General features: G+C 62.2%; 25 protein-coding genes and 1 pseudogene. 8 read left to right on the plus strand and 18 right to left on the minus strand.

Features of this window, described 5'->3' with window-relative positions; translation table 11 throughout:
- Positions 1-26: 26 nt before the first annotated feature.
- Positions 27-914, minus strand: a complete 888-nt coding sequence (locus tag LH464_RS10245) for a LysR family transcriptional regulator (protein ID WP_226786273.1) — start codon at positions 912-914, stop codon at positions 27-29.
- A 101-nt stretch (positions 915-1015) separates the two neighbouring features.
- On the opposite strand from LH464_RS10245, the gene blaOXA reads away from it, so the two are divergent.
- Positions 1016-1837, plus strand: a complete 822-nt coding sequence (gene blaOXA / locus LH464_RS10250) for a class D beta-lactamase (protein ID WP_226786274.1) — start codon at positions 1016-1018, stop codon at positions 1835-1837.
- A 36-nt stretch (positions 1838-1873) separates the two neighbouring features.
- Here the strand turns inward: blaOXA and LH464_RS10255 are convergent, their stop codons facing one another.
- The 5 genes and pseudogenes from LH464_RS10255 to LH464_RS10275 all read right to left on the minus strand — a co-directional run bounded on the left by LH464_RS10255 (position 1874) and on the right by LH464_RS10275 (position 3774).
- Positions 1874-2152, minus strand: a complete 279-nt coding sequence (locus LH464_RS10255) for a helix-turn-helix domain-containing protein (RefSeq protein WP_226786347.1) — start codon at positions 2150-2152, stop codon at positions 1874-1876.
- A 90-nt stretch (positions 2153-2242) separates the two neighbouring features.
- A pseudogene (locus LH464_RS24530) lies at positions 2243-2356 on the minus strand (BrnT family toxin); the annotation flags it as partial.
- 46 nt (positions 2357-2402) lie between these two features.
- Positions 2403-2591, minus strand: a complete 189-nt coding sequence (locus LH464_RS10265) for a hypothetical protein (RefSeq protein WP_226786275.1) — start codon at positions 2589-2591, stop codon at positions 2403-2405.
- 43 nt (positions 2592-2634) lie between these two features.
- The gene (locus LH464_RS10270) at positions 2635-2880 is read right to left on the minus strand and encodes a hypothetical protein (protein ID WP_226786276.1); all 246 of its coding nucleotides are present in this window, start codon (positions 2878-2880) and stop codon (positions 2635-2637) included.
- Between the two features lie 105 nt (positions 2881-2985).
- Positions 2986-3774 carry an SDR family oxidoreductase gene (locus LH464_RS10275; protein ID WP_226786348.1) on the minus strand — a complete coding sequence of 263 codons (789 nt, stop codon included), beginning with the start codon at positions 3772-3774 and terminating at the stop codon, positions 2986-2988.
- A gap of 196 nt (positions 3775-3970) precedes the next feature.
- Here LH464_RS10275 and LH464_RS10280 point away from each other — a divergent pair, with 196 nt between their 5' ends.
- Entirely contained in the window at positions 3971-5929 is a 1959-nt protein-coding gene (locus tag LH464_RS10280; RefSeq protein ID WP_226786277.1) for a DEAD/DEAH box helicase, read from the plus strand.
- 92 nt (positions 5930-6021) lie between these two features.
- Here the strand turns inward: LH464_RS10280 and LH464_RS10285 are convergent, their stop codons facing one another.
- A complete protein-coding gene (locus LH464_RS10285; protein ID WP_226786278.1) occupies positions 6022-7533 on the minus strand; it encodes an FAD-binding oxidoreductase in 1512 nt (503 codons plus the stop codon).
- A 185-nt stretch (positions 7534-7718) separates the two neighbouring features.
- On the opposite strand from LH464_RS10285, the gene LH464_RS10290 reads away from it, so the two are divergent.
- From LH464_RS10290 to LH464_RS10300, 3 genes are all read left to right on the plus strand, one after another.
- Positions 7719-9380: an electron transfer flavoprotein-ubiquinone oxidoreductase gene (locus LH464_RS10290; protein WP_226786279.1), complete on the plus strand. Its 1662-nt coding sequence runs from the start codon at positions 7719-7721 to the stop codon at positions 9378-9380.
- A gap of 230 nt (positions 9381-9610) precedes the next feature.
- Positions 9611-10711: a branched-chain amino acid aminotransferase gene (locus LH464_RS10295; protein WP_226786280.1), complete on the plus strand. Its 1101-nt coding sequence runs from the start codon at positions 9611-9613 to the stop codon at positions 10709-10711.
- Positions 10712-10930: 219 nt separating this feature from the next.
- Complete coding sequence (locus tag LH464_RS10300) at positions 10931-11548, plus strand: L,D-transpeptidase (protein ID WP_226786281.1); 618 nt, start codon at positions 10931-10933, stop codon at positions 11546-11548.
- 11 nt (positions 11549-11559) lie between these two features.
- Here the strand turns inward: LH464_RS10300 and LH464_RS10305 are convergent, their stop codons facing one another.
- Together LH464_RS10305 and LH464_RS10310 are read right to left on the minus strand one after the other, a co-directional pair.
- Positions 11560-11976: a DoxX family protein gene (locus tag LH464_RS10305; RefSeq protein ID WP_226786282.1), complete on the minus strand. Its 417-nt coding sequence runs from the start codon at positions 11974-11976 to the stop codon at positions 11560-11562.
- Positions 11977-12155: 179 nt separating this feature from the next.
- Complete coding sequence (locus LH464_RS10310) at positions 12156-12668, minus strand: Lrp/AsnC family transcriptional regulator (RefSeq protein ID WP_226786283.1); 513 nt, start codon at positions 12666-12668, stop codon at positions 12156-12158.
- A gap of 94 nt (positions 12669-12762) precedes the next feature.
- Between LH464_RS10310 and LH464_RS10315 the strand changes: the two genes are divergently transcribed.
- Positions 12763-13647 carry an EamA family transporter gene (locus tag LH464_RS10315; protein ID WP_226786284.1) on the plus strand — a complete coding sequence of 295 codons (885 nt, stop codon included), beginning with the start codon at positions 12763-12765 and terminating at the stop codon, positions 13645-13647.
- Between the two features lie 87 nt (positions 13648-13734).
- Here the strand turns inward: LH464_RS10315 and LH464_RS10320 are convergent, their stop codons facing one another.
- Both LH464_RS10320 and LH464_RS10325 read right to left on the minus strand, forming a co-directional pair.
- Positions 13735-14751, minus strand: coding sequence for a zinc-binding alcohol dehydrogenase family protein (locus LH464_RS10320; protein ID WP_226786285.1), 1017 nt, complete (start codon positions 14749-14751; stop codon positions 13735-13737).
- 96 nt (positions 14752-14847) lie between these two features.
- Positions 14848-16086: an MFS transporter gene (locus LH464_RS10325; protein WP_226786286.1), complete on the minus strand. Its 1239-nt coding sequence runs from the start codon at positions 16084-16086 to the stop codon at positions 14848-14850.
- A 263-nt stretch (positions 16087-16349) separates the two neighbouring features.
- Between LH464_RS10325 and LH464_RS10330 the strand changes: the two genes are divergently transcribed.
- Positions 16350-17285, plus strand: a complete 936-nt coding sequence (locus LH464_RS10330) for a diacylglycerol/lipid kinase family protein (RefSeq protein WP_226786287.1) — start codon at positions 16350-16352, stop codon at positions 17283-17285.
- Between the two features lie 67 nt (positions 17286-17352).
- Here the strand turns inward: LH464_RS10330 and LH464_RS10335 are convergent, their stop codons facing one another.
- Together LH464_RS10335 and LH464_RS10340 are read right to left on the minus strand one after the other, a co-directional pair.
- Positions 17353-18099: a GGDEF domain-containing protein gene (locus LH464_RS10335; protein ID WP_226786288.1), complete on the minus strand. Its 747-nt coding sequence runs from the start codon at positions 18097-18099 to the stop codon at positions 17353-17355.
- Positions 18100-18217: 118 nt separating this feature from the next.
- A complete protein-coding gene (locus LH464_RS10340) occupies positions 18218-19549 on the minus strand; it encodes a glutamine synthetase family protein (RefSeq protein ID WP_226786289.1) in 1332 nt (443 codons plus the stop codon).
- 86 nt (positions 19550-19635) lie between these two features.
- Here LH464_RS10340 and LH464_RS10345 point away from each other — a divergent pair, with 86 nt between their 5' ends.
- A complete protein-coding gene (locus LH464_RS10345) occupies positions 19636-21003 on the plus strand; it encodes an aspartate aminotransferase family protein (protein WP_226786290.1) in 1368 nt (455 codons plus the stop codon).
- Positions 21004-21024: 21 nt separating this feature from the next.
- On the opposite strand, the gene amn is transcribed toward LH464_RS10345, so the two are convergent.
- The 5 genes from amn to LH464_RS10370 form a co-directional block, all read right to left on the minus strand.
- Positions 21025-22527, minus strand: coding sequence for an AMP nucleosidase (gene amn, locus LH464_RS10350; protein WP_226786291.1), 1503 nt, complete (start codon positions 22525-22527; stop codon positions 21025-21027).
- A gap of 65 nt (positions 22528-22592) precedes the next feature.
- Positions 22593-22790 carry a hypothetical protein gene (locus LH464_RS10355; protein ID WP_226786292.1) on the minus strand — a complete coding sequence of 66 codons (198 nt, stop codon included), beginning with the start codon at positions 22788-22790 and terminating at the stop codon, positions 22593-22595.
- Positions 22787-22951, minus strand: coding sequence for a hypothetical protein (locus LH464_RS10360; RefSeq protein WP_226786293.1), 165 nt, complete (start codon positions 22949-22951; stop codon positions 22787-22789). Before LH464_RS10360 ends, LH464_RS10355 begins: the two co-directional genes overlap by 4 nt.
- Positions 22952-23164: 213 nt before the next feature.
- On the minus strand, positions 23165-23434 hold the full coding sequence (locus tag LH464_RS10365; RefSeq protein WP_226786294.1) for a hypothetical protein: 270 nt from the start codon (positions 23432-23434) through the stop codon (positions 23165-23167).
- Between the two features lie 530 nt (positions 23435-23964).
- Complete coding sequence (locus tag LH464_RS10370) at positions 23965-24198, minus strand: hypothetical protein (RefSeq protein ID WP_226786295.1); 234 nt, start codon at positions 24196-24198, stop codon at positions 23965-23967.
- Positions 24199-24245: the final 47 nt, after the last annotated feature.

A 24245-nucleotide genomic window follows, 5' to 3' on the forward strand; every position in this document is an offset into this window, starting at 1 on the left:
GGCGCGGAATGGCAATCCCGAAACGGTCATGCGGTGTCGCGCCGCGTCTCCTCCGCCATCTCCACGAGCCAGGTGCGGAATGCACTCATCGCGGGCGTGACGCTGCGCGACTTGAGGCGGGTGAGCCAGTAGCTGCCCTTCGATACATAGACGGCAAAGGGCTGTTGGAGAGCGCCCGAGGCGAGGTGACGGGAAAACATCAGCGGCGGGGCCAACGCGACGCCGGCACCCTGCAATGCCGCCTCGACCATCAGGACGGAAGAATCGAAAACCGGTCCTGTGACCGGGGGCGGCTCGATGTCTGCCGCCTCGAACCAGCCTGGCCATTCATCGGTCCGGTAGGAGCGCAGCATCGTCTGCCGCCCCACATCCTCCGGTGTCTTCAGCTGTGCTGCCATCGCCTGCACGCAGAGCGCCGAAAGCGGTGCTTCGAACAGCGGCAGTGCCTCAGTGTCATGCCAGGCGCCGTTGCCGAAGCGGATGGCGTAATCCAGCCCTTCTGCCGCGATATCGACGCGATTGTTGTTGGTGGAGAGCCGGACATCGATGAACGGGTGGCGCTCGCGGAAATCGCCGAGCCTCGGCAGGAGCCAGCCGACGGCCAGGGTGCCGACGGCGCCGAGCACCAGCACCTCGCGCATGTGCCCGCCCTCGAAACGCTCCAGCATGTCCGCCATCCGGTCGAAACTGTCTTCGAGCGTCGGCAGGAGCGCCAGACCTTCCTCCGTGATCATCAATCCGCGCGGAAGTCGGCGGAAAAGCGTCACGCCCAGCCGCTGCTCCAACTGCTTCACCTGATGGCTGACGGCCGCCTGCGTGACGCAGAGTTCGATCGCAGCACGTGTAAAGGAAAGATGCCGGGCGGCGGCCTCGAAGGCGCGCAGGGCGTTAAGCGGGAGATGTGGCCGGACCATGGGTGCCTTAGTTTTTCTTATGGCTCCTGCCAGTTATCGTCGTTTGTCGGCGACGGTGCAAGTTGCCTAGAAAGATCGAAGTGAACCACGGGATTTTCATCATGGTCTTTTACAGACGCGCTCTTCTTGCCTCCGCCGTTAGCCTTTTCGTCTCGATCTACGCTACCGCGCCGGCTCTGGCCGTCGACCCCATCCGCTGCACCGTCATGATCGACGAGGAGAGCGGCGAACCTCTGCACCGCGAAGGGAGCTGCGACGAGCGCGTCTATCCGATGTCGACCTTCAAGCTGCCTTTGGCCATGATGGGGTATGACGCGGGAATCCTGACCGACGAAAAAACGCCGCGCTGGGAGTATCGCAAGGAATTCGGTGGGCCGAAGCGCGTACAGAAGGCCTTCGACCCGACGGGCTGGGAAAAGGAGTCCATCGTCTGGTACTCGCAGGAGATCGCCCGGCGTCTGGGCGAAGGGAAATTCGGCGACTACATCCAGCGATTCGACTACGGCAATCGCGACGTTTCCGGTGGACCCGGAAATACGGACGGCCTGACGGAATCCTGGCTCATGTCGTCACTGACGATCTCGGCCGATGACCAGGTACAATTCCTTCGGCGCTTCCTGACCGGGCGGCTATCGATTTCGGACCATGCGGTGGAGATGACGAAGTCCATCGTTCCCCGCTTCGAGGCGGCGGACGGCTGGGTCATCCACGGCAAGACGGGCAGCGGACGGCTGCGCGACGAAAACGGGAAACCGGCCAAGGATCGACCGCTCGGCTGGTTCGTCGGCTGGGCCGAGAAGAACGACCGTCGGGTGGTCTTCGCCCGGCTCTATGTCTCGAACCGGGCTTACGACGAGCCGCTCAGCTTCGAAACACGGGACAGCTTGATCGCAGACCTGCCGAAGATCCTCGCGGGGCTTTGAGAAAGCAAGTGGCTTGCAGCTGACGTGAACTGCTGCTTATGCCACAGCCGTGGCTACCAAATCGGGATGCAGGCTGATCACGCGGATATAGGCTATGGCGAAATCCGGTGCTGTCACGCGAGCCTGTTCCCAGTCACGAAGAGTGCCGACCGGCATGCGGAATCTGCTGGCGAACTCGGCCTGAGACAGACCGAGTTCAATCCTCGTCCTGCGGATCAGGCGGGCCCGCTGGCCTCGGTCCATCGCTTCCGCCGTGACGTCGAAATCCTCGGCGTCGGCCGGATCAGAAGGCAGAATGATATGCTCGTTCTTCACCCTTGTTGCTCCTTCGCACCGACATGAAGCGCGGCACGTCTCCTCGCCACCAACAGCTTTAAACCGCTCTTCGTCGTCGATTTCGCGAATTGAAGGAATTATCAGGTAGTTGTCGTCCTCAAAAATCCGTTCCCCAAAGGCGAGTGACACATTGTGTTTCTCGAGATTGGCCGCGTCTTTTGCAGGGTCGAACCTCTGCGTCATCGATAATAACCATACGGAATTTCCGTATTGATGGCAAGCCCGCCAATCATCGCCGCCACGCCGCAAAGATCAGGGCGAGCCCGGCAACGGCAAGGACCGCGCCATAGGCGATCCAGGGCGACTGGTCGATCATGAAGCTGGAGGCCGGGTAGGGGAACAGGCCGCTTCCCTGTCCCATCCAGACAAGGCCGACCAAGGTCGCCAGTATGCCAACGACGATGAGGATGCGCTTCATTCCTCGCGCCTTTTGCTGTGATCGTGCTGCCGTGGTCGCGCCGTCACCCTGGCACGTCCCCATCCTCGGGTTCCGCGTGAGGTTCTTCCCGCAGCAGCCGCCAGGAGCCGAGAAGTACGATTGCTCCGAACACGCAGACAAGTCCGCCATTGACGGTCCAGACGCTGAGTTCGGTCATGAAATCGGTTGCCGGCAAACTCACGAAACCGGTTCCATGTGCAATCCAGACAAGGCCGGTGAGGATGATCAGCGCGCCTGTCGCCACCATCCAGTATCGAATGCGATCCACGTTCCCTCCCGCGAAGTGTTTCACCATGGACACTATACAGTCGCGGAAGAAGGCGGCGCCAGCCTTTTCTAAACAGGCCGGCGCCGCTGTTGTTGCTTTGCTTGACTAGATCGACTTGGAGGCGCCGCCATCGACGCGCAGCATCGCGCCGGTGACGTAGCTTGCAGGCTCCGAGCAGAGGAAGGCGCCGGCCGCGGCGAATTCCTCGACCTTGCCGAGGCGACCGGCCGGAATGCTCTTCACCGATGCCGTGCGGATCTCCTCGATGTTCTTGCCAAGCCGCGCCGCGTTGGCATTGTCCAGCTCGTCGATGCGGTCCGTGTGGATGCGGCCCGGCAGCAGCATGTTTGCCGTGATGCCGGAGCCGGCAACTTCCGTTGCGAGTGTCTTGTTCCAGCCCACCAGCGCGCCGCGCAGCGTGTTCGACAGGGCGAGGTTCGAGATAGGCTCGAAGACGCCGGAAGAGGCGACAGTCAGGATGCGGCCCCAGCCTTGCTGCTTCATCTGGGGCAGGAAGGCGCCGGTCAGCGTAATGACGCGGAGCACCATGGACTGGAAGAAGGTCTCCAGCTTTTCGGCCGTCATTTCCTCCGCCGTGCCGGGCGTCGGGCCGCCGGTGTTGTTGACGAGGATGTCGATGCCGCCGAGCTTTTCCTGCACTGCCGATTTCATCGTCTCGACGAAATCTGCGTCGGAAAGGTCGGCAGAAACCCAGTCCGCCTTGCCTTTACCCTTGGCATTGATTGCCTTGCAGTTCTCCGCGAGACGTTCACTCGAGCGGCCGACCAGCAGCACGTTTGCGCCTTCCTGCGCCAACGCCGTGGCGATCCCGAGGCCAAGGCCGCGCGAGGAAGCGAGTACGAGGGCGCGTTTGCCGGCAAGTCCGAGATCCATGGTGATTCCTTCCAGAACTGATTTGTGGTGCCGTGAGGCTAGCAATGTCGAGGTGGGCTTGGAAAGGGCAGGGCGGTCGATTCGAGATCTGAGCTTTGACATTTGCAGCTTCCATCGATAGGAACTGCCACATGTAGTGCTGCGAGCGTTGCAGCCAGGCGCACAGGCGCGCCCGATATTCCGAAAGAATGACAGTATGACCGATTACGAAGGCGCCGTCCCGGCGATCGCCAAGGCGTTGTCGAAACGCGGTTATGAAACCCTGACCCCGGTCCAGCAGGCTATGCTCGACCCGGCGCTGAGGACATCCGACGCACTGGTCTCCGCCCAGACCGGCTCCGGCAAGACGGTGGCCTTCGGCATTGCCATGGCGCCGACGCTGCTCGACGGTCAGGATCAGTTTGACCGTGCCGGCATTCCGCTGGCGCTCGTCATCGCACCGACCCGCGAGCTGGCGATGCAGGTGAAGCGCGAACTCGACTGGCTCTACGAGCTGACGGGTGCGGTGATCACCAGCTGCGTCGGCGGCATGGACATCCGCAACGAGCGGCGCGAGCTCAGCCGCGGCGCGCACATCGTTGTCGGGACGCCCGGCCGTATCTGCGACCATATCCGTCGCGGCGCGCTGGACATGTCGGAACTGCGGGTTGCAGTTCTCGACGAGGCGGACGAGATGCTCGATCTCGGCTTCCGTGAAGACCTGGAGTTCATCCTGGAAGCCGCACCTGAGGGACGTCGCACGCTGATGTTCTCGGCGACGGTTCCGTCCGGGATCGCAAAGCTCGCCAAACGCTATCAGCGCGATGCGGTGCGGATTGCGACCAAGACCGAAGAAAAGCAGCACGCGGACATCGAGTATCGCGCCCTGGCTGTTGCTTCCTCCGACCGCGAGAATGCCATCGTCAACGTGCTGCGCTATTACGACGCCAAGAACGCCATCGTGTTCTGCTCGACGCGCGCCGCCGTCAACCATCTGACGGCTCGCTTCAACAACCGCAATTTCGATGTCGTGGCGCTTTCCGGCGAACTGACGCAGAACGAGCGCACCCATGCCCTGCAGGCGATGCGTGACGGCCGTGCCCGCGTCTGCATCGCAACCGACGTCGCTGCCCGCGGTATCGACCTGCCGGGTCTCGATCTGGTCATCCATGCCGATCTGCCGACCAATTCCGACACGCTGCTTCACCGCAGCGGGCGTACCGGACGCGCCGGCAACAAGGGCGTGAGCGCGCTTATTGTGCCGGTGAACCAGCGTCGCAAGGCCGAGCGCCTGCTCGCCGGTGCCGAGATTACACCAACCTGGGCACAGGCGCCCTCGGCAGACGAAGTGATCGCCCGCGACCAGGAACGGCTGCTGGCTGATCCTGTGTTCGAGGAAAAGCCGCGTGAAGAGGAAGAGGACCTGATTGCCAAGCTGGTTGCCACCTATGGTGCGGAAAAGCTGGCTGCGGCTTTCGTCAATCTTCATCGCGCCAAACAGGCTGCGCCGGAAGACCTGGTAGAGGTTGCAGTCGACGGGACCCGCAAGCCGCGGGAAGGAGGCGGGCAAAGGGACGAGTTTTCGGCCACGCCGCGCACACCCCGCTCCGAATTCGGCCCGGCCGTGTGGTTTTCACTTTCGGTCGGCCGCAAGCAGAATGCCGAGCCGCGCTGGCTGATCCCGATGCTCTGCCGCAACGGCGAGCTGACAAAATCGGAAATCGGCGCGATCAAGATGCAGCAGGATGAAACCTTCGTCGAGATCGCTGCGGATCACGCCGAGCGGTTCTCTCAGGCTATCGGCAAGGACAAGACGCTGGAGCGCGGCATTCGCGTGACCCGCGTCGAAGGTACGCCGGATCTCAGCCGCCCTTCCGCAGGCAAGCCCTATGTCAAGAAGACCTGGGACGATCGCCCGCCGCGCGAAGGGCCCCGGGACGAGTGGCCGAAGGCCAAGCCTGCCGGCAAGCCCGCAGGTGCAGGGGAAGCGCGGGAGGCCCGCAGCTTCGACAAGCCTTTCAAGGACAAGCCGTTCAAGAAGGAAGGCAAACCCTTCAACAAGGACGCCAAGCCTTTTAACAAGGACGCCAAGCCTTTCAGCAAGGATGGCAAGCCCTTCGTGAAGAAGGGCAAGCCCAAGCCGGCGACCGGCAAGGCGCCCGACCGCCGCAAGTAACGATCACAAAAAAAGCGGCGGTCCCCTGGGCCGCCGCTTTTTCGTGTCGCCTCGAAATCTCCGTTGCGGGCATTGCATCCGGGTCATAAGGCTCAGGCGAACGGCACCTTGCCCTGATTGAAAAGGCCTTTCGGATCGAGCGCCTGTTTCAGCGTGCGTGCCAGAGCCTGTTTTTCCTCGGAGACGAATATCCGGTAGCCGTGCTGTTTTTCGAAGCCGACGCCGTGTTCGGCCGAAAAACTGCCGCCGGCTTCCCTTATCCCGGTATAGACCGCATCCTCCACGGCGCGCAGTTCCGGGTCCGGCAACGGGCCGCGCTTGTCCAGCGTCAGGTGCAGGTTGCCGTCGGCAATATGGCCGTAGACATAGGCCTCGTAGGTCGGGTCGATGGCCTTCAGCCGGCTTTCGAGATCAGCGACATAGGTATCGAGGAAGGTTGGCGGCACGGAGATGTCGAAGGATGCCGCATCCGGGATTTCCCCGTAATAGAAGCCGGAATCCTCGCGGATGTCCCAGAATTTCCGCGTCTGATCGAGCGACTGGGCAACGATCCCGCCCTTGAGATCGAGCGGCTCCCATAGAGTTTCGAGCCCCTCTTCGAGCGCAGCCGTCGCCGCTTCGACGCTTTCGGCGGAAATTTCGATGAGCAGCGCGGAAGCGCCGTCTTCCAGCCAGGAAAGGTCGAGACCCTTGAGCCGGGCGTGGTTGCGGATGTAGCGCGGCCACATCATTTCCGCGGCCTCCAGCGTCACCGCCGGCAGGGAGCGGAAGTGGTGAACGACCGAAAGGGCTGTTCGGGCATCGACTACTCCGAGCATGGCCGTTGCCCGGTGGGGACGCTGCGGCTCAAGCTTCAGGACGACCTTCGTCACGAAGCCGAAGGCACCTTCTCCGCCGATGAACAGCTGCTTCAGGTCCGGCCCGGCGCTGACCTTGACCACGCGCGTAAGGTCGCTAAAGACCGCGCCCGACGGCAGCACCGCCTCTACTCCAAGCACCTGATGGCGCATGACGCCGTTGCGAAAGGCGAGGATGCCGCCGGCATTCGTCGAGACCATGCCGCCGATGGTGGCCGTGCCGCGTGACCCGAGGTCGATGCCGGTCGTCAGCCCGTGGGCGGCGGCGGCCAGTTGCAGGGCCTCCAGCGTGACGCCTGCCTCGACCGTTGCCGTCATTTCCTCGGGCTCGATGGCGATCACGCGGTTAAGCCGGGACGAGGAGAGGATCACGTCTCCGCAGTGGCTGACATTGCCGCCGACGAGCCCGGTGAGGCCGCCCTGCGGCACGATCGCCACGTTGCCGGCGGCACACCAGGAGACGAGCGCAGCAGTGGCCTCGGTGGAAGAGGGTTGTGCCATGACGCCTGCGCCGAAATTTTCCGGGTGTTCTCCGGGATGCCGTCCGGCCAGATCCGCTGGACTGAGGACCGTCAGGTCCGCATGTAGGGCGCGTAGCCGCTCCGCGAGTTCTGCCGCTGAAAGTGATGAAGGGGAACTGGTCGTGCTCATGTCGGGCCTGCGCTTGTCGTGAATGTGCTGGGGATGCAACGCTTCGGCGGTCTTTGCAAGCGCAACCCGCTGGGCAGGAGCAGTGATGCGCGTCATAGTCCCACCCGCAACTTGATTTTCACTGATCAATCGATATCTTACGTTAACGTAAAGGTAAGATTGATGAGCCGAAGTGAAAGCGGGAGGAACAGTCGCATTCCTTATCGACAACCTCGTCGTCTTTTGCCAATTAGGTTGTCAGACAACTAGGTGCCGGGCTGGGCCGGCAAGTGGAGTAGGTAATGAGCGAGCAACAGGAACTTCCCGAGCGCGAGAGCATGGAATTCGACGTTGTGATCGTCGGTGCGGGACCTGCGGGGCTGTCGGCGGCGATCCGGTTGAAGCAGGTCAATCCGGATCTTTCGGTGGTGGTGCTCGAGAAGGGCGCGGAAGTCGGCGCGCACATCCTGTCGGGCGCGGTCGTCGATCCGGTCGGCATCGACAGGCTGCTGCCGGACTGGCGCAAGGAGGAGGGCCATCCCTTCACCACGCCGGTGACCGAAGACCAGTTCCTGGTGCTGGGACCTGCCGGCTCGGTGCGGCTGCCGAACATGCTGATGCCGCCGCTGATGAACAATCACGGCAACTACATCGTCTCGCTCGGTCTCGTCTGTCGCTGGCTGGCGGAGAAGGCGGAAGGCCTCGGCGTCGAGATCTATCCGGGCTTTGCCGCGACCGAAGTGCTCTATGACGAGGCGGGTGCCGTGCGCGGCGTGGCGACCGGCGACATGGGCATCGAGAAGGACGGCACGCCGGGTCCCGCCTTCACGCGCGGCATGGAACTGCATGGAAAGTACGTGCTGATCGGCGAGGGCGTGCGCGGTTCGCTCGCCAAGCAGCTGATCGCCAAATTCGATCTCCAGAAGGATCGCGACGTCCAGAAATTCGGCATCGGGCTGAAGGAACTCTGGGAGGTGAGGCCGGAGAACCACAAGGCCGGCCTCGTGCAGCACTCCTTCGGCTGGCCGCTCGGTATGAAGACCGGCGGCGGCTCGTTCCTCTATCACCTGCAGGACAATCTGGTGGCGGTCGGCTTCGTCGTCCACCTGAACTACAAGAACCCCTATCTGCATCCGTTCGAGGAATTCCAGCGCTTCAAGACACATCCGACGATCGCGCCGACCTTTGCCGGCGCCAAGCGCATTTCCTACGGCGCGCGTGCCATTACCGAGGGCGGCTACCAGTCGGTGCCGAAGCTCACCTTCCCCGGCGGCGCGCTGATCGGCTGTTCGGCCGGCCTCGTCAACGTTCCGCGCATCAAGGGCAGCCACAACGCGGTGCTGTCCGGCATGCTGGCGGCGGAGAAGATCGCCGCGGCGATCGCGAGCGGCCGCGCCAACGACGAAGTCGTCGAGATCGAGAACGAGTGGCGCGGCGGCGATATCGGCAAGGATCTGAAGCAGGTGCGCAACGTCAAGCCGCTCTGGTCGAAGTTCGGCACGGCGCTGGGGATCGCGCTCGGCGGCCTCGACATGTGGGTCAACCAGATCTTCGGCACTTCGCCGTTCACGCTGAAGCACGGCAAGACGGATGCCCAGTCACTCGAGCCGGCGGCCAGGCACAGACGCATCGACTATCCGCGTCCCGACGGCGTGCTGACCTTCGACCGGCTGTCCTCGGTGTTCCTGTCCAACACCAACCACGAGGAGGACCAGCCGGTCCATCTGCACGTGAAAGACATGGATCTGCAGAAGCGCTCGGAACTCGGCATCTATGCCGGCCCGTCGACCCGCTACTGTCCGGCCGGCGTCTATGAATGGGTGGAGAAGGACGGCGAGGACGTCTTTGTCATCAACGCGCAGAACTGCGTCCACTGCAAGACCTGCGACATCAAGGACCCCAACCAGAACATCAACTGGGTGCCGCCGCAGGGCGGCGAGGGACCCGTCTATCCGAATATGTGAGGTCGGTGGCGGCAGGGCTGTCCTGCCGCACCAACCGTTTAGCAAGGTTTCAGGATGCCGTCTGTGCAGGACGGGATCGTTGTTTGGGCGGGTCGGGAAGGGCAGAGCTCTGCCCGCTTCAATGCGTCGTGCAAACCGGCGTACCGAACGGCCTCTATTCCAGCTTGAAAAACGCCGACCGAAGGGGCAGTTTGCGCCCACAATCCAGACCAGTTGAGAGACCACCACTCATGCAAGCCGAGACCGCCCTTACCTTCGACATCAAACCCAACCAGACCCCCCTGGCCGAAGCGGACCGCCTCAAGGCGTTCGAGAGCCTTGGTTTCGGCACCCTCTTTTCTGACCACATGGCGGTGATCCGCTGGTCGAGCGACAAGGGCTGGCATTCCCCCGAGGTCACTGCGCGCGCGCCTTTCCCCATCGACCCGGCATCGAGCGTCCTTCACTATGCCCAGGAAATTTTCGAGGGCATGAAGGCCTACCGCTCGGCCGATGGACGCGTCGTGCTGTTCCGGCCCGAGGAAAACGCCCGGCGCTTCAATGAATCCGCACGCCGCATGGCAATGCCGGAACTTCCGGAAGCGGCTTTCCTCGATGCCGTCGAGAAGCTGGTTCGGATCGATGCCAAGTGGATCCCGGAAGGCGAGGGAAGTCTCTACCTGCGCCCCTTCATGTTCGCGAGCGAGACCTTCCTCGGCGTTCGTCCGTCGAAGGAATACATCTTCTGCGTCATCGCTTCGCCGGTCGGACCTTACTTCAAGGGTGGCGCAAAGCCGGTGAAGATCTGGGTCTCGGAACACTATACGCGCGCTGCCCGCGGCGGAACGGGCGCCGCGAAGTGCGGCGGCAACTATGCCGCCAGCCTCATTGCGCAGGCAGAAGCCGCTGAAAACGGCTGCGACCAGGTTGTCTTCCTCGATGCTGCCGAGCAACGCTGGGTGGAGGAACTCGGCGGCATGAACGTCTTCTTTGTCATGGAGGACGGCTCGATTGTGACGCCGCCGCTTGGCGGGACGATCCTGCCGGGCATCACACGCAAGTCGCTGATCTCTCTCGCGCGCGACGAGGGCATTACCGTGCATGAGAAGCCGTATTCCTTCGAGGAGTGGCAGGCCGATGTGGCGAGCGGCAAGCTCAGGGAAGCCTTCGCCTGCGGTACGGCGGCTGTCGTTGCGGCAATCGGTACGGTGAAGTTCTCAGGCGGCGAGTTCCAGATTGGCGGTGGCGAGACCGGTCCGGTTACGACCCGTCTGCGTCAGGCGCTCGTCAGCATCCAGCGTGGCCAGAGCAACGACAAGCACGGTTGGATCCGTGCGATAAGCGGCATCTGAACGTTTGCTATCAACGAAAGAGGCCCGTCACTGACGGGCCTCTTTCCGTTTGGAAATCACTGATCCAGCAGCGCGCAGTGGTAAAATTGCTGTGAGATGCAGTGGGGCTAGGGGTTGCGACCCTTTCCGATCAACCACTTGTGGATTCAGTTAAGCCTCCATTAACCATAATCTCATTAAGTGGCCGGACACAAAGCCGACACATTGAGGATACGATTCATGTCGATTTCCCGCCGCGGATTTCTGATCGGGCTGCCGCTGTTAGTTGCCGGCTGTGCATCCAGTGGGGTTGACCACCGGGCCAATTATGCAGCGCGTCCCGATGAGACGTTCCCGCTGAAGGCGATGCCGCTTGAAAAGATCAAGCCTGAACTTCGCCGGCAGGTCGTCGCCTACGAAACCACGTACAAGCCGGGCACCATTGTCGTGGATACGGCGGCCCGCCGCCTCTACCATATCATGGAAAACGGCCAGGCCATGCGCTACGGCGTCGGCGTCGGTCGCGAGGGTCTGGCGCTGCGGGGCGATGCCTATATCGGCCGCAAGGCGGAATGGCCGACCTGGACGCCGACGGCCAACATGATCCGCCGCGAGCCGGAAAAGAACCTGAAATATGCCGGCGGCGTTCCCGGTGGCCCGCACAATCCTCTCGGCGCCCGCGCCATCTATCTCTATCGCGGCGGCAACGATACGCATTTCCGCATCCACGGCACCAACCAGCCGCAGACGATCGGCCATGCGCTGTCGAGCGGCTGCGTGCGGATGATGAACCACGACGTCATCGACCTCTACGAGCGGGTAACAGTCGGCAGCCGCGTCGTGGTCCTGCAGGCGTAGTTGCTGGCTGCCTAGCGCGATTTCCAGGCAACGACCATCAGCGCACCGATCACCGTGATGTGCTCCATCACGACATAGAACTCGATGGTCTTGAACGGCTCTTCCATCGTCCAGAAATTATGGGCGATGGGGATCGTTAGTGCCGTGAAGACCGAAAGCGCCCCGGCACCGAGCCAGGTCCATCGGTTCAGGATGATCAGGATCGATCCGCCGAGTTGCACGACGATGGTGGCAATATTGAACGCCACCGCGGGCTCAAGTCCGAAATGCGCCATTTCGGCGACGCCCTCTTCGAAGCCGATGAGCTTGGCCAAACCGCTCGCCCAGAACATGAAGGTGAGGACGGTTCTGGCGAGATAGCCGAACCATGTCGCTCCGGTGATTGCATTGATCGGATTACCGAATGTATTCGCCTGCGATGTGGCCATGACGTTCCCCTACGGCTCGGACGGCGTCAGTGTAGGCGAAGACCTGTCGTTTGTTAAGGTTGCTGCGGAAGGCACGCACACCTATGTCGCGCATCAGCTCGGCAAGCCCGTTAGCCGCGTTGTGACGGTCCGAATATCCGGCTGCGTGGGACAAGAGCCCGTTGGAGAGCAGTACTCCCTTATCGGCCCACGAGGTCCCAGGTACGCTCGGGGACTGTGGCGGACTGGATGATGGATGAGTTCGTTGCGCCGAAGGGGACGAGTCGGTCTATGACGGCCTCCATCTCTCCCACGTCGCGGACATGAGCTAACGCAATAAAGCAGTCCTCGCCGGAAACGCGATCGCATTTCACGATCTGCGGTGTCGCCTCGATCGCGGCGACCATGTCCTTCATCAGGCCAGGACTCGGGCGGGCGCGGATAAGCACGCTCAGACTGTATCCCAGTCGGCGAGGGTCAATCCTTGCTCCATAACCCGTGATGATGCCCCTGTCCTCCAGCCGGCGAACCCGTTCAGCGACGGCGGGCGCAGAGAGCCGCACTCGACGTGCGAGTTCGGCTCTGGCAATTCGGGCATCGGCAATCAGTTCCCGCAGGATGGCCCGATCGGCGGCATCGAGTTCGGATGTTTCGATTCGATGGTCAATCGGCGATTTTGCCTTCATTATGGTGCTATTGCCGCCATTACGCATGCGCCTTATCCATATACTCAGCTACCTTGCCTTCTATGATGCATGAATGGACCGCCAAGTCGAATCCCCCACTTCCGTCCGGCCGATGCCTTTAATGACGCGAACTGCCGAGGCAGTACCGTCGCACGCCTGGTTCGCGGTCTCAGCCGTCTTCCACTATCTCGGGCCGTCCTTTGCCGTGCTGCTCTTTCCCGCCGTTGGCGTCCTTGGCACGGCCTGGTTCAGGATTGCCTCGGCAGCCCTCCTCTTTGCGCCGATAACGAAGCCCTGGCGAACGTTCCTGAACGCCGACGCGCGTGAGCGTGTGCTTCTGATCGCGCTCGGCGCAACCCTCGCGGGGATGAATACGGCGTTCTACCTCGCGCTCGACAGTCTCCCGATCGCGCTCGTTGCCGCGATCGAGTTCGTCGGCACGATCGGCATGGCGCTCTACGGCCTCAGAACGGGGCGAAACTGGTTTGCCCTCGCGCTGGGCGTCCTCGGGGTCGCGCTTCTGATTGACGTGCCATCACTCCTTGTCGTCGAGGGACCTGCGTTGGCATCCGACCTGCTCGGCCTCTTCTGGGCGGTGCTGAACGGGGCGCTCTTCGTGCTTTACATCGTTCTCGGCCACAAGATTTCGGAAGGCGGAGCCTCGCGCGGCATCGAGCGACTGGGAGCAGCCATGAGCACGGCGTTTCTCTTCGTAATGCCGATCGGCTTTCTGCAGGCGCTGGAGGCTTTCGGCGCGCCGCTGCTTGTCCTTGCCGGAATAGGGGTCGGCATCTGCTCGTCGGTGATACCCTACGTTTGCGACCAGCTCGCCATGTCACGCCTGCCGCGGGCGAGCTTCGCACTGCTGCTGGCGCTCCTCCCGGCGACCGCCACCGTGATCGGCGTTCTCGTGCTTCGGCAGATTCCGAGCGCAGTGGACGTGGTGGGCGTGTTGCTCATCATGGTCGGCGTTGCAGTCCACAAGCCTTCGCATTCATGCGCTTGAGCAAACGCATGAATGCCGCTGCAACCTGCTGGGCGAACGACGGCTCCGAGGATCGTGCGGCCTGCCGGGGAGAAGGGCTAGCTCCGGTCAGAACCCGGACAGCACGATCTTGCCCTTGGCTCGTCCGCTCTCGATCATGGCATGAGCGCGCTTGAGGTTTTCCGCATTGATGGTGCCGTAGGTTTCGGCGAGCGTGGTCTGGATCCGGCCGGCATCCACCAGGTCCGCGACGTGGCTCAGCAGCTTGTGCTGCTCGATCATGTCGGCGGTCTGCCAGACCGGACGGGCGAACATCATTTCCCAGTGGATTGACAGCGCCTTGCGCTTGAAGGGGCGCAGGTCCATCGGCTCCTTCGGATCGTCGATCAGCGAGAAACGGCCCTGCGGCGCGATCAGTTCAAGGATGTCCGCGATGTGCTGGTCCGTCTGAGTCGTCGAGAAAACGAACGCGGGCGCACCGATGCCGAGCGCTTCCACCTGCGGTGCCAGTGCCTTGCTATGGTCGATGACATGATGGGCGCCGAGCTCGCGGATCCAGGCCTGCGTTTCCGGCCGGGAACCGGTGGCGATGACCGTCAGGTCCGTCAGCTGGCGCGCAAGCTGAATCGCGATCGAACCGACGCCGCCGGCGCCGCCGATGATCAGTATCGCGTTCGCCGCACCCGGAACCGGGTCCTGCACTTTCATGCGGTGAAGCATCGCCTCATAGGCGGTGATCGCGGTGAGGGGCAGGGCGGCGGCCTGTTCGAAACTCAGGCTTTTCGGCTTGGGGCCGACGATCCGCTCGTCGACGAGGTGATACTCGGCGTTCGTGCCCTGCCGGTTAATCGCGCCGGCATAGAAGACCTCGTCGCCCGGTTGGAAGAGCGTGACGTCCGGGCCGACAGCTGCAACAATACCGGCGGCGTCATAGCCCAGCACGCGATAGTCGCCGGCTTCCACGGCCGCGGAATTGCGCACCTTCGTATCGACCGGGTTTACCGAGACGGCCTTGATCTCGACGAGAAGATCGCGCCCGGTTGCTTCGGGCTTCGGCAGTTCGATGTCCAGCAGGGACTTATCCGCAGTGATGGGCTGGGGCATGGTGAAGCCGACGGCGCGCATGGAGTTCTCCTTCATTCGTTGCGTTCGCTGTAGATGTTGTCGATGCCTCCAGGTGGCAAGGAGTGATGTCGGGGCATCTGGGCCAGCTTGCGAGGTTTAGCGGACGCCTCTCTTTTCCAGCGCGACCGAAATCAGGAACACGCCAAGGCCGACCAGCGACAGGAATGCGCCGACATAGCCGGTTGCGGCGAAACCCCAGCCCCACGATATGACGAGGCCGCCGAGCCAGGCTCCGAGCGCATTGGCGATGTTGAAGGCCGAATGGTTGGAGGCGGCGGCGAGCGTCTGTGCGTCGGCCGCGACGTCCATAAGTCGTGTCTGCAGGGCCGGTCCGGGCGCAAAGCCGCAGCCAATCAGGAAGACGGTGATGTAGAGGGCGATCGGAATGTGCGCGAAGAGCGCAAAGCCAAGCATGACGAAGACGTAGAACACCATCGAGCCGCCGATCGTGCCTTTGAGCGAAATGTCGGCAAGCCGCGAACCGACAATGTTGCCGACATTCATGCCGATGCCGAAAAGGGCGAGCACGATCGACACCATGCCGACCGGAAGGCCGGCCGTTTGGGTTGTTGTCGAGGCGATGTAGCTGAACACGGAGAACATGCCGCCAAAGCCGATCGCGGCGATTCCGAGCGTCAGCCATACCTGGGTGCGGGCAAAGGCACTGAGTTCGCGGCGGATGCTGGCACCCTCCTTCACCGTGTCGCGCGGCTGGAAATACCAGAGCAGCAACACGGTCAGCACGCCGATGCCGCCCACCAGGTAAAACGCAGCCCGCCAGCTGAGCATCTGGCCCATCAATGTGGCAAGCGGCGTGCCGGCAAGCGTCGCGATTGTCAGGCCGAGCATCACCCGGCCGACGGCGCGCGCTCGCTTGTTGGGCGGCACCATGGAGGCAGCCACCAGCGATGCGACGCCGAAGTATGCGCCGTGTGGCAGGCCGGTGATGAAGCGTAGCGCCGTAAAGGTCCAGAAGTCAGGCGCCATCGCGCTCAGGATATTGCCGATAGTGAACACTATCATGAGGCCAAGCAGCAACGTGCGGCGCGGCAGCCGGGCGGAAAGAATGGCGATGATCGGCGCGCCGATGACGACGCCGACCGCATAGGCGCTGATCACGTAGCCGGCCATTGGAATGCTGACCTGATAGGTCGAAGCGACATCCGGCAGGAGGCCCATGATGACGAATTCACCCGTGCCGATGCCGAAGCCACCGACGGCAAGGGCGATCTCGATCAGGATGATCGCCAGCGGCGAAAGGGTTGTCACGGATTCCGGGGCGCGAGGGTCCGCCCGGTTTTGGACGGAATCGAGGGCGGCTGCGTTGTCACTCATGGTGGTAATGTCTGCTGAAGCGAGAAATCGGCGAGACGCCCAATTCACCCGTGGTGAGCGAATTATCGAGGTCGTGTCGCAAAGAGATACCACGCGATTGTGCATTGCGGTAGAACCTGCCGCGCGCTCCACCCATCTTCCATGCGAATGGGTGGGCGCAGGTGGCGACCGGCTCGCTGTTGATAAGTGTCAACCGCGCAACCATTTCTGGAATGATCCGTTGTCCCGCCGCCAAAACCGGCGCGTTGCCCAAGCGAGGCCAGATGAACCTGTTTGCCGTCTTCAACCGCGATGGCGGTACGTTCAGGACCACCGACATGGATGCCTACTGCGCCCATGCGGTCAAGACATTCAAGCAGGCCGGGCATGATATCGATTGTCATGTCGTGGCCGGCGATGACGTCGTCACAACGATGCAGAAGGCCGCGCAGAGCGACGGCATCGATGGGCTGATTGCCGGTGGTGGCGACGGCACGATATCGGCGGCTGCGGATATCGCCTGGCGGAGCGGCCTGGCGCTGGGGATCGTGCCTGCCGGCACGATGAACCTGTTTGCACGATCACTGAAATTGCCCCTCGATATCTGGCAGGTGTTGGATGTCCTGGCCGATGCCAAGGTCCAGAATGTCGACATTGCCAGTGCGAACGGCAAGAGTTTCGTGCACCAGTTCTCCGCCGGCCTCCATGCCCGGATGGTCCGCTATCGCAATTCGATGACCTATGGGTCTCGTCTTGGAAAGATAAGGGCGAGTACCCGCGCTGCCTTCGGCGTCATGCTCAATCCACCGGAGTTCGAGGTGGAGTTTAACGCGGAAGGGAAAGTCGGCCACCGCAAGGTTTCGGCCATCTCAGTTTCCAACAACGAGTTCGGCAGCGATCCGCTGATGTTCGCTGACAGCCTGACCGGCGGCCATCTCGGCTTCTACATTGCTGATCCCCTGAAGCCTGCGGGTGTCGCACAGCTGGCGCTCGACATACTGCGCGGCCGGCTGAAGGAGAACGCTGCCGTCACGGCCATGACCGCCACGGAACTGGAACTGCATTTTCCCCGCGAGCGTCACGATGTCCGCTGCGTCATCGATGGCGAGTTGCTGCCCATGGACCGCGACGTGAAGCTCAAGATCCATGCGGGCGAGCTCAAGGTCCTTGTGCCGCGCGACTCGGGCCAGGTTGAGCAAGGCGTCGGCAGCGGCATCTGATCTCACGGATACGAGCCACCGAAATGCGTGCGAGATGCCGTGAGGCTGAGCCCGCGATCCGTACCGTTCAGGCCGACACGATGACCCGGTTTCGCCCTCGCGCCTTCGCCTGGTAGAGATTGATGTCGGCGGCCTTCAGGCATTCGAGGGCGTCAAACCCTGTCGTACAGTGAAAGGCTCCCATGCTGGCCGAAACGGGCACGCGCGCACCCGAGGCAGAGCGGACATCCACGCGTTGGATAAGCTCTCTGACCTCCTCGCATCGGACGAGCATCTCATTGACCTTCAGGCCGCTCTGAAAGAGTGCGAACTCCTCGCCTCCGAGGCGGCCCACGATACCGGACGGACCTTGATATTTCGCGAGGATCAGCCCGATTGCGCGAAGGACGTCGTCTCCTGTGGCGTGGCCGTAGCGATCGTTGATCGATTTGAAGTGGTCAAGGTCGAGGAAGACGAGAGATCCTGTGACGCCGTTCCGGCTGAAATTCTCCAGCTCCTCCTGAAAGGCATAGCGGTTGAGCACGCCGGTGAGGTCGTCCTGGCGAGATTGCAGCCGTAATTCCTCGTAGGCCGAGGCCAGCCTTGCAAGTGCATCGGATGTTGCCGCCTCGGCTCTGCGGACGCGTTCGGATTGATAGAAATGCATTGCCGACGCCGGAATGCCGATTGCGAGCGGGCAGACGATCGTCATGATCAGTCCGGCGCCCGCGACCTGTCCGCCCAGCATGGGGACGAACGTGAACGATACGATCAGCGAGGCAAGCATGGATAGCAGCCCTGCCGCGATGGATTTGGTGACTATGAAGCGCATCATGCTGCCGGATAGAATTAGGTTTCCCCGGCCTTAGGCACCGCGGCCTAAGAAGGGGTTGAACATTCCCCTAAACATTGATGCATCACCCCTTACGCGTCGCGCCGGATGATCTGCCGACCTAGATCCTGGGCAGGTAGGTCCGGTAATCGAAGTCGGAAACGGTGCGAAGGTAGGTGATGGCCTCCTTCCGCTTCGTGTCGGCATAGAGCGCCCGGTACTGCTCGCCGAACGTATCGGCGATGAAGGGCGAGGCCGCGAAGTCTTCCACCGCGGTCAGGAAGTCATGGGTGAGGCGACGGCTGCCTTGCGCGGGCTTGCCCGGCTCCGTTGCCGGACCGGGGTCGAGCGTCTCGTCGAGGCCGAGCAGCATGCCGCCGAGGATCGCCGTCAGCAGGAGATAAGGGTTGGCATCCGCACCGGCGACGCGGTGCTCTACCCGTGCGCCCGGTCCATCCTTCTCCGGAATACGGACCGCCGTGCCGCGGTGGCCCGGACCCCAGTCTATGTCGACCGGCGCAAACGAGCCGGACTGGAAGCGGCGGTAGGAATTGGCGAAAGGCGCAAAGACCAGTTGGGCCTCACGCATCGTGTTTAGCATCCCGGCGCAGATGGATTTCAGCCGAACGGGATCGCCGCCCTTCGCATCCAGCACGTTGTTGCCGGCGCTGTCGATGACGCTCGCATGCACGTGCAGGCCGGAACCCGCGTGCTCGGCGTAGGGCTTTGCCATGCAGGTGGATTTCAGCCCATGCTTGCGGGCCGCCTGTTCCGCGATCCGCTTGAGGTAGATGCAGTCGTCGGCGGCGGCGAGCGCGTCCGGGCGATGGAGCAGGTTGATCTCGAATTGACCGGGACCGAACTCCGCCGTGGTCGCATCGGCCGGCAGGCCTTGTGCCTTCGCCCAGCTGCGCACCGTCTGCAGGTAGCCGTCGAGCGCATCGACAGCGCTCATGTCGTAGAGTTGGAAGCCGTTCGGCTCGCCGCGCCAGGTAAGCCGTTCCGGAGGACGTGGCTTGCCGGTTTCCCGCCAGTCGTCCTCGACGACGTAGAATTCCAGTTCGGTCGCGACCACCGGCGTCAGCCCGCGATCTTCGTAGCGTTTAAGCATCGCCGCAAGGATGGCCCTCGGGTCCATGAAGCTCGGCGTGCCGTCCAGTTCGTGCATGGTCGAGAGCACCTGGCGCGAACCTTCCGGCGCCCACGGCATAGGCGCAAGGCTGCGGCGGTCGGGAATGCAGACGCCGTCCGGATCGCCGATCGTCAGGGACAGGCCGGTGATGTCGTCGTTGTCGTCTCCCCAGATATCTAGCGATTGCGTAGAGGAGGGCAGGCGCACAGCGCCGTCCCAGACCTTCTTCTCCGCTTCGAGCGGGATCTGCTTGCCGCGCAGATCGCCGTTCATGCCAACGAGTAGGATCTCGATGCGGGGCGGAGCAGTCTCGTCAGTCATGGGGAATGTCTTCTGAAGGAGGTTGCGAAGCCCTGTTCGTAGCCGATAAGAATTGGTCACACAATCAGAAGGCAGAGCTACGCCCCATGTCCGATACATCGTCCCTTTCCAATCTCGGCGCCATCGATGCCGCGCATCACCTGCATCCCTTCTCCGACATGAAGAAGCTGAATGCGGCCGGCACGCGCATCATCCAGCGGGCGGAAGGGGTTCATATCTTCGACAGCAACGGCAAGAAGTATCTCGACGCTTTCGCGGGCCTGTGGTGCGTCAACATCGGCTATGGGCGCAAGGAAATGGCAGATGCCGTCTCCCGGCAGATGAACGAGTTGCCTTACTACAACAGCTTCTTCGGCACCACGACGCCGCCGACCACGCTGCTGGCCCAGAAGATCGCCTCCCATGCGGGCGGCAAGCTCAACCGGGTCTTCTTCACCAATTCCGGTTCTGAGGCGTCCGATACATGGCTCCGCATGGCCCGCGTCTACTGGAAGGCGCTCGGAAAGCCGGAGAAAACCCACGTGATCGCGCGCAAGAATGCCTATCACGGCTCCACCGTCGCCGGCGCCTCGCTGGGTGGCATGAAGTGGATGCACGAGCAGGGCAACCTGCCGATCGATGGCATCTCGCACATCAAACAGCCCTACTGGTATGCCGAGGGTGGTGATCTTTCGCCGGCCGAATTCGGCCTCAAGGTGGCCCGCGAACTGGAAGAGAAAATCGACGAACTGGGAGAGGACCGCGTCGCCGCCTTCGTCGCGGAGCCTATCCAGGGGGCAGGCGGCGTGATCATCCCGCCCGAAACCTATTGGCCGGAAATCGCCCGGATCTGCCGCGAGCGCAATATCCTGCTCGTGTCCGACGAGGTGATCTGCGGCTTCGGACGTCTGGGCTCCTGGTTCGGCTACCAGCATTTCGGCGTCGAGCCTGATCTCGCCCCGATTGCCAAGGGGCTGTCCTCCGGCTACCTGCCGATCGGCGGTGTATTGGTGAGCGACCGGGTGGCGGACGTGATGCTCGACGAGGTCGGTGACTTCAATCACGGCTTCACCTATTCCGGCCATCCGGTCTGCGCGGCAGCGGCGCTCGAGAACATACGCATCATCGAGGATGAGGGGCTCGTCGAGCGGGTGCGGGACGATATCGGCCCCTATTTCGCTAAAGGGTGGAAAAGCCTGGAAGATCATGAGGTGGTCGGCGAGGCGCAAAGCGTCGGCCTGATGGGCGGCCTGCAACTCGCCGCTGACAAGTCGACCCGCCGCCGCTATGCCAAACCCGACGACATCGGCACGATGGTCCGCAATCACTGCCTCGACAATGGTCTTGTGATGCGGGCGACCGGCGACCGGATGCTGGCCTCACCGGCATTCACGATCAGCCGTTCCGAGGTGGACGAGGTGGTCGAGAAGCTGCGCAAGGCTCTCGACCACTTGAGAGACACGGTAAGGGAGTAACGGTCTCGCTGCGGCGTTACGTTACTGGAACGCCGTCTCGTAGAAGCTCCTGAGCTTGCGCGAATGGAGGCGTTCGACCGGCATGGCCGCCAGCTTCTGCACGGCGCGGATGCCGATCTGCAGATGCTGGCTGACCTGCGTCCGGTAGAAGGCGGTCGCCATGCCCGGCAGCTTCAGTTCACCGTGCAACGGCTTGTCCGATACGCAGAGCAGGGTGCCGTAGGGCACGCGGAAGCGGAAGCCGTTGGCCGCGATGGTGGCGGATTCCATGTCCAGCGCAATGGCGCGCGACTGCGAAAGCCGCTTCACAGGCCCGCGCTGGTCGCGCAGTTCCCAGTTGCGGTTGTCGATCGTCGCGACAGTGCCGGTGCGCATGATGCGCTTCAGCTCGAAACCCTCGTAGCCGGTAATCTCTTCCACCGCGTCCTCGAGTGCCTGCTGCACCTCGGCCAGCGCCGGGATCGGCACCCACACGGGAAGGTCGTCGTCGAGAACGTGGTCTTCACGGACATAGGCATGCGCCAGCACGTAATCGCCCAGGCGCTGGCTGTTGCGAAGTCCGGCGCAGTGCCCGACCATCAGCCAGGCATGTGGTCGCAATACTGCAATATGGTCGGTGATCGTCTTCGCATTCGAAGGGCCGACACCGATGTTGACCAGCGTAATCCCGGCATGCCCTTTTTTCTTGAGGTGGTAGGCGGGCATCTGGGGCAGGCGCCCGACCACGTTGGCCTCATCGCGCGGTGTGCCGGCGTGCGTCACGATATTGCCGGGCTCGACGAAGGCGTCATAGCCTTCGCCGCCATTCGCCATCAGTTCGCGTGCCCAGGCGGTGAACTCGTCGATGTAGAACTGGTAGTTGGTGAACAGAACGAAATTCTGGAAATGGTTGGCGCTGGTGGCGGTGTAGTGGCTCAGCCGCGCCAGCGAATAGTCGATGCGCTGCGCCGTGAAGGGCGCCAAGGGAGCAGGTTCGCCCACCACCTGGTCATATTCGCCGTTGGCGATCAGGTCGTCGGTGTTGTTGAGGTCCGGCGTGTCGAACAGGTCGCGCAACGGCACGTCCGCCAGACCCGCTGTCGCCGAAGCTTCAACATGGGCGCCTTCGCCGAACGCGAAATGCAGCGGAATAGGTGTCGTCGATTCCGAGACGGTGATCGGCACGTTGTGATTGCGCATAAGCAGACCGAGCTGTTCCTTCAGGTAATGGCGGAAGAGCTTCGGACGGGTGATCGTGGTCGTGTAGATGCCCGGCGAGGTGACATGCCCGTAGGAAAGGCGGCTATCCGCATGCCCGAACGATGTCGATTCTATGCTGACCTGCGGGTAGCAGGCGCGGTAGCGGCCGGTGACGGCGGCCCCCTTTCCGAGGGCATCGAACGCCTGCATCAGGAACGTGGTGTTGCGCTCGTAGAGCCTCGTCAACTCGTCCACGGCCTCCGTCGGATCATCGAAGAGGCGGGGCTCGTAAGGGCTTGGGCTGATGAAAGACAGAGGCGACAGGGAGAAGATTCGTTTGCTCATGTGGCATTATAGGATGAAGTCGCTGACAAGCAAAAGGCTCATCGTGCGGCCCGTGTCGGTCTGGTTCAGCTCATTGACTGCCGCTGGAGGCTGACGAAGAGCACAAGCCCAGCGCCACGTTTCGGCATCAGCCCGTCCGCGGACATGCCAACTGCGACGGCCGCCAGAGGACCGACGAGGATGAGGGTGGCGAGGCAGAGGCGGACGCTGGTGACGATCGCCCTTTTAAGGCCGCGTGTGCCCGAATGGGGCCGGGCTCTCATAGCGATACTCCGCAGCCGAACGAGGACTGGCAGGGCGAGGATGGCAGCAACCCGTGCCTTGAACCGCGATTGTTCGGCTGGCTTGCAACAGCCGCGAACAGGATCGCGAAGTTGGCGCAGATCAGAGTAACGATGAAGAGACGGCGAGCGAGCACTGACATCTGACTTTCCCAAATCCAATAGTGGCAGGATAGTGACGCCGCCCTGAACTCACTCTGACGCATGGGTTCATGTGATGTTCAGTATAGCAAACGGAATCCGGGGGAACTCAGGCGTGTGCATGGAAAAAAGGCCGGCTTGTGAAGCCGGCCTTTGATCAGATCATTCCCGCTCTTTACGCGACCCGAGCGGGAACGGTGTCTTGAACGAACCGCTTAGTTGGTTGGACGCATGGCACCACTGTAATAGTCACCGGTGTCCTGCGAACCGTCGACATAGGTGTCGGACATGTTCGGGCCGCCAACCATATACCGGCTATCGCCATTGATGCTGCCGGTGGACATCGTATCGACCTGGCTGTCATTGACCGCGGGCGGAGCTTCCGCATACGGATCGTACTGAGTGGACTGAGCAAGGGCTGTGCCTCCGAAAGTAGCGGAAGCAATTAGAGCGGCTGCAAAACCGGAAGTCAGATAGGTTTTCATAATCCTGCCTTTCCATTGATCTCATCGAGCGGCTTGAAATTTTGTGCCGCTCGCAAGGGAAAGAACACGCTCGCCATCACATCGTTCCGAGAAAGATGAGATTTGCCGTTCACAAAGAAATGGCAGATAGATCAAGCAGTTGTGAAGTGGTGCCTATTTCGATGCGAACTACCGCCTCTTTCCGGAGGCCCGTTGGCAGCCCGAAAGCATCCGTTGATTCGCCAATGGCGTTCAACTATGGTGTTGCTGTGATCCCTTGTTGAGAGACCATGGAATCACTGCAGGTGAAGGGCGATTGCGACCCGCCGTTCAGCCGGTGTCTTGAATGAACTGCAAAGACCAGCCGCCTTGGCGGCTGGTCTTTTTATATGTGCTACGCCGTTGAGCGCGGTACTGTCGCTGCGCCTGAAGCGATCACGCCTGCCGCAAAAATACCGGCAAACATCATCTTCACCGGAAGTATCCGGCCACTGGTGGCCCACCGCAATCTGCGGTGGATCTGGTGCGGTGAACCGACCGATGGCTCGGTCTTACTGCTGGCGGTTCGCGCCTTCATAGTAGTCGCCGCTGTCGGCAGTCGGGGTGACCTCGCGGTGCGTAAAGCTGCCACGGTCCCCGACACTGTTGGTCTGGACGCGATCGATGTGTCCGGCGGCTTCCTTGGAAGCGCCTGCATAATAGTCGCCGCCTGCAAGTGCGGCGCCGCCGAAGGCGACCGAGGCAATGAGGGCAGCAGCAAAGGTAGAGGTGAGAGACTTGGTCATTTTCTTATCCTGAACAGTTTGAACTGCCGCGCAGAGTTTGCGACCTG

Origin of the sequence: Pseudorhizobium xiangyangii (assembly GCF_020531965.1) — a bacterium.
In the GTDB taxonomy this organism is placed as follows: Bacteria; Pseudomonadota; Alphaproteobacteria; order Rhizobiales; family Rhizobiaceae; genus Neorhizobium; species Neorhizobium xiangyangii.

Bases quoted from the DNA above. Each gene is read 5' to 3' on its own strand.
- LH464_RS10245 (WP_226786273.1), bottom strand. From the start codon at position 914: ATGGTCCGGCCACATCTCCCGCTTAACGCCCTGCGCGCCTTCGAGGCC.
- blaOXA (WP_226786274.1), top strand. From the start codon at position 1,016: ATGGTCTTTTACAGACGCGCTCTTCTTGCCTCCGCCGTTAGCCTTTTC.
- LH464_RS10265 (WP_226786275.1), bottom strand. From the start codon at position 2,591: ATGAAGCGCATCCTCATCGTCGTTGGCATACTGGCGACCTTGGTCGGC.
- LH464_RS10275 (WP_226786348.1), bottom strand. From the start codon at position 3,774: ATGGATCTCGGACTTGCCGGCAAACGCGCCCTCGTACTCGCTTCCTCG.
- LH464_RS10280 (WP_226786277.1), top strand. From the start codon at position 3,971: ATGACCGATTACGAAGGCGCCGTCCCGGCGATCGCCAAGGCGTTGTCG.
- LH464_RS10285 (WP_226786278.1), bottom strand. From the start codon at position 7,533: ATGACGCGCATCACTGCTCCTGCCCAGCGGGTTGCGCTTGCAAAGACC.
- LH464_RS10290 (WP_226786279.1), top strand. From the start codon at position 7,719: ATGAGCGAGCAACAGGAACTTCCCGAGCGCGAGAGCATGGAATTCGAC.
- LH464_RS10295 (WP_226786280.1), top strand. From the start codon at position 9,611: ATGCAAGCCGAGACCGCCCTTACCTTCGACATCAAACCCAACCAGACC.
- LH464_RS10300 (WP_226786281.1), top strand. From the start codon at position 10,931: ATGTCGATTTCCCGCCGCGGATTTCTGATCGGGCTGCCGCTGTTAGTT.
- LH464_RS10305 (WP_226786282.1), bottom strand. From the start codon at position 11,976: ATGGCCACATCGCAGGCGAATACATTCGGTAATCCGATCAATGCAATC.
- LH464_RS10310 (WP_226786283.1), bottom strand. From the start codon at position 12,668: ATGCGTAATGGCGGCAATAGCACCATAATGAAGGCAAAATCGCCGATT.
- LH464_RS10315 (WP_226786284.1), top strand. From the start codon at position 12,763: ATGACGCGAACTGCCGAGGCAGTACCGTCGCACGCCTGGTTCGCGGTC.
- LH464_RS10320 (WP_226786285.1), bottom strand. From the start codon at position 14,751: ATGCGCGCCGTCGGCTTCACCATGCCCCAGCCCATCACTGCGGATAAG.
- LH464_RS10325 (WP_226786286.1), bottom strand. From the start codon at position 16,086: ATGAGTGACAACGCAGCCGCCCTCGATTCCGTCCAAAACCGGGCGGAC.
- LH464_RS10330 (WP_226786287.1), top strand. From the start codon at position 16,350: ATGAACCTGTTTGCCGTCTTCAACCGCGATGGCGGTACGTTCAGGACC.
- LH464_RS10335 (WP_226786288.1), bottom strand. From the start codon at position 18,099: ATGATGCGCTTCATAGTCACCAAATCCATCGCGGCAGGGCTGCTATCC.
- LH464_RS10340 (WP_226786289.1), bottom strand. From the start codon at position 19,549: ATGACTGACGAGACTGCTCCGCCCCGCATCGAGATCCTACTCGTTGGC.
- LH464_RS10345 (WP_226786290.1), top strand. From the start codon at position 19,636: ATGTCCGATACATCGTCCCTTTCCAATCTCGGCGCCATCGATGCCGCG.
- amn (WP_226786291.1), bottom strand. From the start codon at position 22,527: ATGAGCAAACGAATCTTCTCCCTGTCGCCTCTGTCTTTCATCAGCCCA.
- LH464_RS10355 (WP_226786292.1), bottom strand. From the start codon at position 22,790: ATGAGAGCCCGGCCCCATTCGGGCACACGCGGCCTTAAAAGGGCGATC.
- LH464_RS10360 (WP_226786293.1), bottom strand. From the start codon at position 22,951: ATGTCAGTGCTCGCTCGCCGTCTCTTCATCGTTACTCTGATCTGCGCC.
- LH464_RS10365 (WP_226786294.1), bottom strand. From the start codon at position 23,434: ATGAAAACCTATCTGACTTCCGGTTTTGCAGCCGCTCTAATTGCTTCC.
- LH464_RS10370 (WP_226786295.1), bottom strand. From the start codon at position 24,198: ATGACCAAGTCTCTCACCTCTACCTTTGCTGCTGCCCTCATTGCCTCG.